Here is a 12,025-nt window from a genome sequence, read left to right as displayed (position 1 = left end):
CGCATGTCTGGTCAGTGGTGATGCGAAATGCGAGTGGTGTCAATGCAGCCGTGCGGCCTGTTTTGACCAGATCACGACAGGGTGATCCGGTTTTGCCTTGAGTTGAGCCAGCATATGCTCGGTGCGAATGCCCGGCAACGCAGCGAAGGCGTCGAACAAGGCATCTGTGCCTTCGGCATTCACGGGGATATGCAACGGGGGAACCGATGGCTGACGCAACACCCACACCGGAGGATCGCTTCGCGCATCCAGAGACAAGCCGGTCATTTCGTCAATCGCAACCGCACCGCCGTCCAGCGGCCCGTAATAGGTGATCTCGCGTTCATCCACCTGCACCAGCCCCGGCCCACCGAGTTTGCCTCGAAACCTTGCCCTTTGGATGCCAGCCACGATCATGGCCCCGCCTGCAATCGCCACAACCGCGCCAATCCATTTCAGAAGGCCAAACCCGCTGGCCCAATACAGCCCCAGAATCAGGACTGCAGCACCAATCAGGACCTCGCGCCATTGCCGCACCACTTTCTGGGCCTCGGGACGGACAAAGTTCATGTGGGGTCTCCCAAGGTCTGAGGCTCGGCCAAAAGCGCAACACGGTAATCACCGACCCATTCGAAGCCGATCTTTTCATAAGCCTTTGCTGCATCCGCCGACGCCGCAAACAAAATCGCCCGCGAAACGCCTTCGCCGTGCAGGTCTGCCAGATGGGCAGCAACCACGCGACCAGCGCGCCCCTGCCCGCGCAGATCCGATGGGACAAAAACACCCCCGACCTGCACTGCGGCCCCTGCATGGGCATTGATAGCTGTCATCGCAACCGGCACCCCGTCTTCCAGCATGAGGCGCACGCGCCCCCCTTTGATCGCCGTCTCGGCCAAGGTTTCGGGTGCAAAGCTGGCGGCAATCGCATTGTCCGCAGAATAGGCCGCGAACCACGCTTCCAGCATGCCACGATCCGCCTCTTCCGGCGCACGGGTTTCGACATTTACTTCAGGAAGCGCATCAAGAGACAGCGCATAGAGAGGCTGAACAGTATTGGCCTTCCACGCATTTTCCTTGATAGGCAACGCATCCAGAATGGTTGCAACCTGATCATGGGCGCCCGTCATACCGCGCAACGTATAGCCCTTTAGCAGATGCGCATAGGTTTGCGCCTCTGTGCGACCGATGCCGGGAAGTTGGCACATCAACAATCCGCCATTCGATGCCCCGAAAACACCAGTGATACCATCACCGGTCTCGCGCAGGAAAAAGGCTGTGCCATAAGGGTGTTCGCGGTTGTCCAACCCGTAGGTCTCAAGGTTCCCCAAAAGAAACATCGAGGTTTCGATGTGGCGCTCCAGAAAGGCGACAATCGCGGGAATATCCTCGGGGTCCGCCTTGCGGATCATTTCCAGTCTCCCAATGCCTGCTGCCAGAGGGCCATGGCCGCCACCGCCGCCGTGTCGGCCCGCAAGATACGAGGGCCAAGGGCAACGACATGTGCATTGGGATGCGCATGTAAACGCGCACGCTCGGCATCCGAAAAACCGCCTTCGGGACCGATCAGGATCGCCCATTTGTCGCCGCTTGCACTGCCAAGCCTTTTTGCGCTGCCCACTTCGGCTTCGTCGCAAAACATCAATTGGCGGTCTTCGGGCCAGTCTGAAAGCAGACGATCCAGTTTTTGAAGGTCGGTCACCTCGGGCACATAGGTGCCACCACATTGTTCTGCGGCTTCGACGGCATGCGCCTGCAAACGGTCCTGCCGGATACGTTCCGAGTTTGTGAACGCGGTTTGGACCGGCATGATGCGTGCGGCCCCCATCTCTGCGGCCTTCTCGACGATGAAATCGGTGCGCGCCTTTTTGATCGGTGCGAAAACCAGCCACAAATCCGGCGGCATCTGCAGCGGCTTGGTTTGCTCTTCGCACACCAGCTCGCCCGCGCGTTTGCCTGCTTTGGCGACGATACATCGCCACTCGCCATCCTGACCGTTAAACAGAAGAACCGGATCACCCGGCCCCATGCGCATCACCCCAAAGAGATAGTGCGCCTGATCACGATCAAGAGGAACCGATTGCCCTTTGGCCAACGGTTGTTCTACATACAATCTGACTTTTGCCTGTTTCATGGACACCTACATATGGTCGACACACCCACAACGCCAGAGCCCGCAGGCCAAGTTTCCGACGCAGTTCGCGGGAACTGGGTTGATCATCTCGCTCCGGCGGCGACGCGCCCCTATCTGCGTCTGTCCCGTGCGGACCGTCCCATTGGAACATGGCTGCTGCTGTTGCCCTGCTGGATGGCGCTGTTGTTGGCAATGTTGTCAGACGGGCAGTACAGCTGGTTTGATCTGTGGATCGCCGTGGGATGCGCCATCGGAGCCTTCGTGATGCGGGGTGCAGGGTGCACATGGAACGATATCACAGACCGCGATTTTGACGCTCAGGTCGAACGCACCCGCTCTCGTCCGATACCGTCAGGTCAGGTGAGCGCGAAACAGGCCGCCGTCTGGCTGGTGGTGCAGGCCCTGATTGGTCTCTGCGTTCTTTTGACCTTCAACACATCTGCCATCTTGCTTGGCGTGCTGTCACTTGTTCCCGTCGCGGTTTACCCGTTTGCAAAGCGCTTTACCTGGTGGCCACAGGTGTTTCTCGGCATCGCCTTTAATTGGGGGGCTCTGCTGGCATGGACCGCCCACACGGGCAGCCTTGGATGGCCCGCTGTTGTGCTGTATCTCGCGGGGATTGCATGGACGTTATTTTACGACACGATCTATGCCCATCAGGACACCGAAGATGATGCTTTGATCGGCGTCAAATCAACCGCCCGCCTGTTTGCAGAGAAAACCCCGCAATGGTTGCAGGGCTTTTTGATCGCCACCGTTTCCCTGATGGCGCTTGCCGTTGTGCTGGCCTGCCTAGACCGCAGCCCGTTGTCTTTGGTGGTCGCCTTGGCGGGGCCTTGGGCGATGGGATGGCACATGCAATGGCAGATGCGCAAACTGGATACTGAGGACAATCACCTTCTGATGATGCTGTTCCGCGCCAACCGGGACACCGGTTTTATCCCTTTGCTGTTTTTCGCCGCTGCTTGCTTCCTTTGATTGCAGTCCCGGTCACAGCGTCGTATCAAGCCAAGAAACGCCCAATAAAAGACCGCGAAGAATGCGCCTGTCCTCACTACTTATCATAGGTACGACTTTTTCTTCCGCTGCTATTCTGAGTCTTGTTGCCGCCAGTTTCTCGGCCGACATGATCGAAGAAAGCTCGCGGAGATCAGTCATGCATAACCTGCACCAGCAGGGTATGACGTGGTCGAAAGTGCACACCGAAGGCCTGCGCGTGTTTATCACCGGCGTCGCACCAACCGAAGCTGATCGTTTCAAGGCCATCTCGGCAGCTGGTCAGATCGTGGACACCGCCCGTGTGATCGACAACATGCAGGTCGAGGCCAGCATCGATATCGGGCCGCCACGCTTTTCCGTTGAGATCCTTCGAAATGACGCTGGAATCCAGCTGATCGGATTGATCCCCGAGAACGCAAATCGCACGCGTATTCGTGATCAGCTGGCAGGCTTGTCGGGCACTCCCAAAGTGACCGACTTTCTTGAGGCTGCGGATTATTCGTCACCCGAAGGCTGGAATGCGGCTGTCGGGTTTGCACTTTCGGCTTTGGAATTGCTTCCCCGCGCCAAGATTTCGGTCGAAGCTGGCCGCGTCGCTGTGACAGCCACAAGCGACAGCGCCGCACAGCGTCAGGAACTTGAAAACGACCTGCGCCGCCGTGCCCCGGCATCCATTGATATCGTCCTGAACATCTCGGCGCCGCGTCCGGTTATCACGCCCTTTACGCTGCGGTTTTTGATTGATGATGAAGGCACGCGATTTGACGCCTGTTCTGCCGAAAGCGAAGAATCACGCCAGCGTATTCTCAAGGCGGCAGCCGATGCCGGCCTCGAAGGTCCGGCGACCTGTACCATCGGTCTGGGCGTGCCGACACCAACTTGGTCTCAGGCAGCCGAGATCGCGATTGGGGGCCTCAAAACCCTTGGTGGTGGATCGGTTACCTTTTCAGATGCCGACGTCACTCTTGTAGCGCGCACTGGCACAGAGCAAGGATTGTTTGATCGTGTGGTCGGCGAGATGGAAACCTCTTTGCCTGACGTTTTTGCACTGCATTCTACCTTGCCGGTGATTGTCGAAGCCGACGATACGACACCTGAATTTACAGCAACGTTAAGCCCCGAAGGGCTGCTCCAGTTGCGAGGCCGTTTGCAAAACGAGATCGCCCGCAACACTGCTGAAAGCTATGCCCACGCACGATTTGGCAGTGGCACCGTTCATATGGCAGCACGCCTTGATGAAACGCTGCCAATGACTTGGTCCGTGCGCGTCATGGCGGGTCTGGACGCCCTGTCGCATCTCCATAACGGGGTCTTGCGTGTAACGCCCGACTCTGTCGCGGTGAGCGGTACAACAGGTGAACCCGACGCAAATGCAGATATTGCTCGCGCCCTTGCGGAAAAGCTGTCCCAAACGGATCATTTCAGCATTGACGTGAAATATGTCGAAGCGCTCGATCCTGTGGCTCAGCTGCCAACACCGGATGAATGCGAAAGCATGATCAAAACGATCCTTCAGTCCGACAAGATCGTATTTGAACCCGGTTCCGGCACACTAGATGCCAGTGCTGCTCCGGTGATCGACAAGATCGCGACCGTTTTGAAAGACTGTTCTCAAATCCGGCTCGAGATTCAGGGACACACCGACAGCCAAGGTCGCGAAGAAATGAATCAGGCCCTGTCGCAAACACGGGCACAATCGGTTCTGAACGCATTGGCCGAACGGCGTTTGCTGACCTCGACCTTCACGGCAAAAGGGTATGGTGAAAGCCAGCCTATTGACGACAACGACACCGAAGAAGGTCGTGAAGCAAACCGTCGTATTGAATTTGTCCTGATCCGCCCAAAGCCGGTCGAGGAAGAGCCGACAACTCTTGAAGCGCAAGAGGCCGCGGCGGCCGCCGCTGCTGCTGCGGAAAATGCGGCGACTCCGGAAACGCAGGAGGCATCGCCAGAGACAGAGGCGTCGCCAGAACCCCCTGCCGAAACTGGCGATACGACCAGTGCCGACCCTCAAGTGGACGCCCGTTCCGGTGCGGCAGATCCACAAAACGAAGCTTCAAGCACGCAATCTGCCGGCGAGACGCAGCAGGAGACCCCTCAAGATGACGCGAATTAACTTTATCTTTGTGACCGCAGCCATCTTGTTCGTGGCCTTTTGCCTGGGTTGGTTCGCGAACTGGCTCATCCATCGCTTTACGCGCGTGTCGCAGGCGGATGTAGATCAGCTTGAGCAGATGGGACAGGAATTGCACGAAGCCGAAGAAACACGGGATCAGGCGATCACCTATCTTCAACAGCGCGAAGCAGAGTTGACCAATCAGTTGGCACAGACAGAGGCAGAACTGGCCGCCGCAATGGAAGGCCTGCGCGACGCGCGCCATGAAGCCGAAGAGTTGCGCAGCCAAATCGAGAACTGATTTCTCTGTTTGTGCGGGCTGATCTGGCCCGTGCGGGTGCCCTCTGCTACTTTTCCAGCCATGAACGTTATTATTGAACGGCTTCAGCTGGCCGGTTTGTTTGTTCTTTTCTGGATGTGGTCCTTTCCGCTTTTTGCGGAGGACACGATTTATCGCGACGATCTCGAAGAGGTTTTTCGCAACCACACCACGGATGGCACCTTTGTTCTTTATGATGTGTCCGCAGACACCCTGACAGTTGTGGGTGCAAACCGGGCCAGCACCCGTTTCATCCCCGCATCCACCTTCAAAGTCGCCAACAGCCTGATCGCGCTTGATCTCGGGGTTGTGGCGGATGAGAACGAAGTCGTGCCTTACGGCGGCAAACCCCAGCCCTTTAAGGCGTGGGAGAAAGATATGTCTCTGCGCGAGGCAATCCGCGTGTCCAATGTTCCAGTATTTCAAGAAGTGGCGCGCCGCGTTGGTCTTGGCCAGTACCAAAGGTATCTGGAGGTTCTCGCATACGGTAACCAACAGACCGGCACGGATGTCGAGCATTTCTGGCTCAAAGGTCCGCTCGAGATCAGCGCACTTGAACAGGTCCGTTTCCTTACCTCTTTGGCGCAGGAAACCTTGCCCATCTCGTCCAAAACACAAAAGGCTGTGCGGGATATTCTCAGAACGGACCACTCAGGCCGGTCGACACTCTATGCCAAGTCGGGCTGGACCAACACGCCTTCACCGGATTTGGGTTGGTACGTCGGGTGGGTCGAACGGTCGGACGAATTCTACGTGTTCGCGCTTAACATCGACATACATTCCCGCTCGGACGCGAAACTGCGCAAACAGCTTGCTTATGAGTTCCTGAGCACGTTCGGGATATTCTGATCTGAACGCTGTAGGATGGGGCCAGATAGCGTTCGCCGTCGTTTACCAGCGTTTGAGCGCGTCTTCGTCTTCGTCCTTGGCAGCCACCCAAGCCCCGCCATCGGAGGTAAATTCCTGCTTCCAGAAAGGCGCGCGGGATTTGAGATAGTCCATCAGGTATTCTGCGGCATCAAAAGCATCAACGCGATGCGGTGCGGCCGTCGCAACCATCATGATCATGTCACCGGGGCGAAGCTCTCCAAAGCGATGGATTACCAAGGCATCGCCCAGTCCCCAGCGCGACATGGCTTCGGTCGCGATTTTTTCCAAAGCCTTTTCCGTCATGCCCGGATAGTGCTCGATCACCATCCGGTCCAGTGTATCGCCTTCCAGATCCCGCACAACGCCCGTGAATGTTACGATCGCGCCCATGTCTTTATGGCCGCTGGCAAAGCCTTGAGCCTCCGCACCAAAATCAAACGGAGCAGATTGAACAACGATACGCATCCGCCTTAGCCTCCGGTCATGGGCGGGAAGAAGGCAACCTCACGCACCCCGTCGAGAGTTGCGTCAAACTCGGTCAGGTCCTGATCCACAGCGACGCGCAAGGCCGAGAGATCTGAAAAGGCCATCGCATAACGCTCTTCGCGTGCGCGCAATTCCTCAACCAGATCCATAACGGTTGCGGCGGTGGTCTCGACCGTTTCTTTCGGAAGACCAATGCGTTCCCGCACCCATGCAAAATAAAGAACAGTTATCGTCACGGTCTTAATCCTTCAGGTGTCGTCGCGCTTTGAGATAATAATCCACTCCGGTGACACCGGTCAGGATTGCGGCGATCCACAACAGCACGATACCAATCCAGCCCGTCCAGATCATACCGTTGAATTTCCACAAAAGACCTTGTGTGTCCTCGACTTCGCCGAGCATGATCTGGTCAACCAGCGCCTGATCCATGCCCCACGATGACATGCCGAGGTAATGCTCGAACACGCCCTGCCCAAAGAGGAATGCAATCGCCACCATCTGGGTCGCGGTTTTCCACTTGGCAAGCTTGGTCACCTTGAGGGTTCCGGCCACATCGCCCAGAAATTCGCGCAAACCGGATACGAACACTTCGCGGAACAAAATCACTGTCGCAGGCAAAACAAGCCACGGTGTCCAGTGCTCGTTTGAAAAGCCCACAATCACCATCAGGGCAATCAAGACCATCGCCTTGTCCGCGATAGGATCTATCATCGCGCCCATTTTGGTTTCCTGCCCCCAAGAGCGCGCAAGATATCCGTCAAACCAATCCGTTACGGAGGCAACGACGAATAAACACAATGCGAACCAGTCCGCATAAGGCCGTGTGAAATACAGGAACATCACGGCCACCATAGGGGCTGCGATCAGGCGAAGCAGCGAAAGAATATTCGGTATCGTCCAGGTCATGATGTCTACCTAACCTGTCTGTCCCGCAGGGGGAAGTATCCATCTGCGCCAACCCCTATACATTCAAGGGTAAAGAGGTTAGACGGATGCCTTGGCCCCGCCTAAGAAGCTTGGGGCACTTGGTGCTGGTGAACCGCATCTGCCCTCGATCTCTTAGAAACGAAAGCCGCCTCCGTGAAACAACCTCTTGCCGATGCCCTCGCGCATCGTGGATATGACGCCCTAACTCCGGTTCAGGAAGCCGTCTCCGACCCAGAACTCGCAGGTCGCGATCTGCTTGTCTCCGCCCAAACCGGTTCGGGTAAAACAGTAGGCTTCGGCCTCGCCATTGCTCCGACCGTACTTGGCGACGCTGACCAGCTTGAACGCGCCTCTGCCCCTCTTGCCCTGATCATCGCCCCAACCCGCGAACTTGCCCTTCAGGTCAAACGTGAATTTGCTTGGCTTTATGCCCGTGCCGGATCTGTCGTCGCATCCTGCGTCGGTGGTATGGACATGCGCGATGAGCGCCGCGCCCTTGAACGTGGTGCCCATTTTGTCGTGGCAACGCCCGGCCGTTTGCGTGACCACATCATGCGCGGCTCGATCGATCTGAGTGCCATTCGCGCCGTTGTCCTTGATGAAGCTGATGAAATGCTTGATCTCGGTTTCCGCGAAGATCTCGAGTTTATTCTGGGCGAAGCACCTGATGATCGCCAAACACTGCTGTTTTCGGCGACCGTTCCCAAAGACATTGCCACGCTTGCCAAAAGCTATCAGCGCGATGCCCTGCGCATCCAGACGACGTCAACGACGACACAACACGCCGATATTTCCTATCGTGCCATGCAAGTGTCCCCGCGTGACGGTGAGAACGCGATCATCAACGTTCTGCGGTACTACGAGGCCCCCAATGCCATCGTATTTGCCAACACCCGTGCGATGGTCAACCGCCTGACAACACGTCTTTCCAACCGCGGCTTCCCCGTGGTTGCCCTGTCCGGCGAACTGTCCCAAGCCGAACGCACCCATGCGCTTCAGGCGATGCGGGATGGTCGTGCGCGCGTTTGCGTGGCCACAGATGTTGCTGCGCGCGGCATCGACTTGCCAAATCTTGATCTTGTGATCCACGCCGAATTGCCAAACAGCCATGAAACGCTGCTGCACCGTTCGGGCCGGACGGGTCGTGCCGGACGCAAGGGTGTCAGTGCCCTGATCGTGCCACCAAAGTTCACCCGCAAGGCCGAGCGCCTGTTGAAGAGTGCCAAACTGACACCGGAATGGTGTGAGGCGCCTTCTGCAGATGCCGTCAACCAGCGCGATGAAGAGCGCATGATGGCCGATAGCGTCTGGAGTGATGCAATCACCGAAGGTGAATCCGCCACAGTGGCTCGTCTGCTGGAAAGCTTTGCACCGGAACAAATCGCTGCGGCCTATCTGCGGTTTTACAAAACACGTCACTCTGCACCTGAGGAGTTGTCTCCTGCCAATCAGGAACGCAACAAACCACGCCCCAAAGCCGAATTTGGCGAAAGCGTTTGGTTCTCAATCGAAGGTGGACGTGATGCCGGTGCTGAACCCCGTCGCATTTTACCGATGTTGTGTAAGGCTGGCGGCCTTTCTAAAGACGACATTGGCGCCATTCGCGTGCGTCAGGATCTGAGCTATGTTCAGATTTTGAAAACCAGCGTTGATGGTTTTCTGGCCCAGGTCGGCCCGGGCATGACGGTTGAGAATAACGCCAAACTGACGCGCCTCGACAAGGCGCCTGACCTTCCGGATGACCGTGGTCCCCGTGGTGGTGGCAGGCCGAAACCGCGCCAGTTCACAGGGTCGCGCGACAAGCCCCCGCATCGCAAGTCGTCCAACTCCGGATCGTCGGACGGGCCACGTGAGAAGCGTTCACACAAACCAGAAACCACGCGCCCCGATGGCGTCGTGAGCGCCGCGAAGCCGCGTAACAAATCCGGCTCCAAGCCCAAAGGCCCGCCCCCCCCCAAAGGCAAGGCCAACAGCAAGAAAAACAAGGCACGCGCCGCGAACGCAGCCAAGGGTGGCGGTGGCGCGCCCAAGCGGCGCAAACCTTAACAGGTTGCGCGCATTGATGGTTTCAAACCAACACTAGGGGTAGGGGCGCAGGTCCCTACCCTTTTTCATGGAAATAGTCGTAAATCGTTTCGGCCAATGCGCCCGAAATGCCATCAACCGCTTTCAGGTCAGCAAGGTTTGCACGCCCGACGGCTTTTGCAGAGCCGAAATGCGCCAACAGAGCGCGTTTCCGAGTTGCGCCAACACCCGGTACATCATCAAGCGGTGTGGCCCCCACGGCCTTGGCCCGTTTTGCACGGTGAGTGCCAATGGCAAAGCGGTGCGCCTCATCCCGCATCCGCTGCACAAAATACAAAACCGGATCATTGCGCCGTAACGCAAAAGGGCGTTCGCCGATGCGGTGGAACTCTTCCTTGCCGTGGTCACGGTCCACACCTTTGGCCACCCCTACCATCGGGATATCCTGAACACCGTATTCGCGCATGATCTCGGCAACTGCCGAGACCTGGCCAGCGCCCCCATCGATCAGCAACAGATCCGGCCACATGCCTTGTGCGCGCTCTGGATCTTCTTTCAGCAATCGTTTGAAGCGACGCGTCAGCACCTCTTTCATCATACCAAAGTCATCCCCGGGGGTGAGGTCATCACCTTTGATGTTGAACTTGCGATAGCTGTTTTTCATGAACCCTTCGGGGCCGGACACGATCATGGCACCCACAGCGTTTGTGCCTTGAATGTGCGAGTTGTCGTAGACCTCGATGCGCTGCGGGGGAGCTTCCAGATCAAACGCTTCGGCAACGCCTTTGAGCAGCTTGGCTTGCGTTGCCGTTTCGCTCATCTTGCGCGCAAGACTCTCGCGTGCATTTCGAGACGCTCCAGCCACCAGTTCGGCTTTCTCTCCTCGTTGCGGTACGAGGATTTCAACTTTTCGACCCAGCTTTTGCGACAGGGCCTCTTCCATGAGGTCCGTGTTTTCAATCTCGTGGGACAGGATCAATTGCCTTGGCGGGTCCTTTGTATCGTAAAACTGCCCCATGAAGGCTTCAAGAACTTCGGCTTCGTCGATCTCTGCCCCTACCCTTGGATAGAAATCCTTGTTCCCCCAGTTCTGATTGGCGCGAATAAAGAAGACCTGCACACAGGCCTGCCCATTCTCCAGATGCAGGGCAATCACATCTGCATCGGCGACACCGCGCGGGTTGATGCCTTGCGCGGTCTGAACCTGTGTCAGCGCGCGAATGCGGTCTCTGAGGGCTGCGGCCCGTTCAAACTCCATGGCTTCAGACGCCGCCATCATCTGTTCCGCCAGTGTTTCCTGTATCTGGGTGGAACGTCCCGACAGAAACTTTTCGGCATCCTTGACGCTTTGGGCGTAATCCTCACCGCTGATCTTGCCGACACAGGGGCCAGAACACCGTTTGATTTGATAAAGAAGGCAGGGTCGTGTGCGGCTCTCGAACTGAGAGTCCGAGCAATTTCGAAGCAAGAAAACGCGCTGTAACTGGCTCAACGTTCTGTTAACGGCGCCCGCACTGGCAAAAGGGCCGTAGTAGTTTCCCTTCTCTTTCTTGCTGCCCCGATGCTTTTTGATCTGCGGAAAATCATGGGTATGGCTGACAAGGATATTTGGAAAGCTCTTATCGTCACGCAGCAGAACGTTATACTTGGGCTTCAGCTGTTTGATCAGGTTTTGCTCAAGCAGCAACGCTTCGGTTTCGGTCTGGGTCGTGAGAAACATCATCGACGCGGTTTCCGAAATCATTCGGACAATCCGCCCGGAATGCCCCGAAGGTCGCGCATAGTTGGACACGCGTGCCCGCAGATTGCGCGCCTTGCCGACGTATAAAACTCGGGCCTGCGCGTCCAGCATTCTGTAGACGCCGGGCGAGCCGTCCAATGTTTTTAGATAGGCCTGAATACAGGCATAGCCCGTCAAGGGGTCGGAGGGGGTATCTACAGAATCTGTCATCCCTTTAGGGAATATGATTCTTTGGCCGCCGCTGCAATCTTCCCCCCCTCTGTGCAAGACAAAACATGTCCACCGTTTCTGTGGATAAGTCTGGAGATATCTTTCCCAGATCGGGAAATTCCCCTTGTTTCTAGCCCCTTTCGGCAATTTGCCTAATTTTTAGGCGCTTATCTAATGTATTGATTTTAAATGGAAAATTTTTTTACGCCCGCCAAATTATTG

13 protein-coding genes are annotated in these 12,025 nt (G+C 56.9%); 5 read left to right on the top strand and 8 right to left on the bottom strand.

Features of this window, described 5'->3' with window-relative positions; translation table 11 throughout:
• Positions 1-39: 39 nt before the first annotated feature.
• From PH7735_RS14165 to PH7735_RS21045, 3 genes are read right to left on the bottom strand one after another with little or no spacing between them, the layout of a single operon-like run.
• Positions 40-549: a hypothetical protein gene (locus tag PH7735_RS14165; RefSeq protein ID WP_058312048.1), complete on the bottom strand. Its 510-nt coding sequence runs from the start codon at positions 547-549 to the stop codon at positions 40-42.
• Positions 546-1,388, bottom strand: coding sequence for a GNAT family N-acetyltransferase (locus PH7735_RS14160; RefSeq protein ID WP_058312047.1), 843 nt, complete (start codon positions 1,386-1,388; stop codon positions 546-548). The genes PH7735_RS14165 and PH7735_RS14160 overlap by 4 nt, the downstream gene beginning before the upstream one ends.
• A complete protein-coding gene (locus tag PH7735_RS21045; protein WP_058312046.1) occupies positions 1,385-2,110 on the bottom strand; it encodes a 16S rRNA (uracil(1498)-N(3))-methyltransferase in 726 nt (241 codons plus the stop codon). The genes PH7735_RS14160 and PH7735_RS21045 overlap by 4 nt, the downstream gene beginning before the upstream one ends.
• Positions 2,111-2,122: 12 nt before the next feature.
• Here PH7735_RS21045 and ubiA point away from each other — a divergent pair, with 12 nt between their 5' ends.
• On the top strand, positions 2,123-3,088 hold the full coding sequence (gene ubiA / locus PH7735_RS14150) for a 4-hydroxybenzoate octaprenyltransferase (RefSeq protein WP_058312045.1): 966 nt from the start codon (positions 2,123-2,125) through the stop codon (positions 3,086-3,088).
• A gap of 12 nt (positions 3,089-3,100) precedes the next feature.
• Here ubiA and PH7735_RS21040 read toward each other — a convergent pair whose 3' ends face one another.
• The gene (locus tag PH7735_RS21040; protein ID WP_233488321.1) at positions 3,101-3,268 is read right to left on the bottom strand and encodes a hypothetical protein; all 168 of its coding nucleotides are present in this window, start codon (positions 3,266-3,268) and stop codon (positions 3,101-3,103) included.
• On the opposite strand from PH7735_RS21040, the gene PH7735_RS14145 reads away from it, so the two are divergent.
• The 3 genes from PH7735_RS14145 to blaOXA are packed head-to-tail and all read left to right on the top strand — an operon-like array spanning position 3,267 to position 6,393.
• Positions 3,267-5,225, top strand: a complete 1,959-nt coding sequence (locus PH7735_RS14145) for an OmpA family protein (RefSeq protein WP_233488320.1) — start codon at positions 3,267-3,269, stop codon at positions 5,223-5,225. The genes PH7735_RS21040 and PH7735_RS14145 overlap by 2 nt on opposite strands.
• Entirely contained in the window at positions 5,212-5,526 is a 315-nt protein-coding gene (locus PH7735_RS14140) for a hypothetical protein (RefSeq protein ID WP_058312044.1), read from the top strand. Before PH7735_RS14145 ends, PH7735_RS14140 begins: the two co-directional genes overlap by 14 nt.
• 60 nt (positions 5,527-5,586) lie before the next feature.
• Positions 5,587-6,393, top strand: a complete 807-nt coding sequence (gene blaOXA / locus PH7735_RS14135; protein ID WP_058312043.1) for a class D beta-lactamase — start codon at positions 5,587-5,589, stop codon at positions 6,391-6,393.
• 42 nt (positions 6,394-6,435) lie between these two features.
• Here the strand turns inward: blaOXA and PH7735_RS14130 are convergent, their stop codons facing one another.
• Genes PH7735_RS14130 through pgsA form a run of 3 tightly spaced genes read right to left on the bottom strand, consistent with a single transcriptional unit; the run spans position 6,436 to position 7,806 of the window.
• Entirely contained in the window at positions 6,436-6,879 is a 444-nt protein-coding gene (locus PH7735_RS14130) for a molybdenum cofactor biosynthesis protein MoaE (protein WP_058312042.1), read from the bottom strand.
• Positions 6,880-6,884: 5 nt separating this feature from the next.
• Entirely contained in the window at positions 6,885-7,130 is a 246-nt protein-coding gene (gene moaD / locus PH7735_RS14125; protein WP_058312265.1) for a molybdopterin converting factor subunit 1, read from the bottom strand.
• Between the two features lie 10 nt (positions 7,131-7,140).
• Positions 7,141-7,806, bottom strand: coding sequence for a CDP-diacylglycerol--glycerol-3-phosphate 3-phosphatidyltransferase (pgsA, locus tag PH7735_RS14120; RefSeq protein ID WP_058312041.1), 666 nt, complete (start codon positions 7,804-7,806; stop codon positions 7,141-7,143).
• 174 nt (positions 7,807-7,980) lie between these two features.
• Between pgsA and PH7735_RS14115 the strand changes: the two genes are divergently transcribed.
• Positions 7,981-9,873: a DEAD/DEAH box helicase gene (locus PH7735_RS14115; RefSeq protein ID WP_058312040.1), complete on the top strand. Its 1,893-nt coding sequence runs from the start codon at positions 7,981-7,983 to the stop codon at positions 9,871-9,873.
• Between the two features lie 55 nt (positions 9,874-9,928).
• On the opposite strand, the gene uvrC is transcribed toward PH7735_RS14115, so the two are convergent.
• Positions 9,929-11,803 (bottom strand): excinuclease ABC subunit UvrC, encoded by a 1,875-nt coding sequence (gene uvrC / locus PH7735_RS14110; RefSeq protein ID WP_058312039.1) that lies wholly within the window; start codon positions 11,801-11,803, stop codon positions 9,929-9,931.
• Between the last annotated feature and the right edge of the window lie 222 nt (positions 11,804-12,025).

Origin of the sequence: Shimia thalassica, assembly GCF_001458215.1 — a bacterium.
GTDB lineage: Bacteria > Pseudomonadota > Alphaproteobacteria > Rhodobacterales > Rhodobacteraceae > Shimia > Shimia thalassica.
This window is presented reverse-complemented; position numbering and strand designations above follow the sequence as displayed.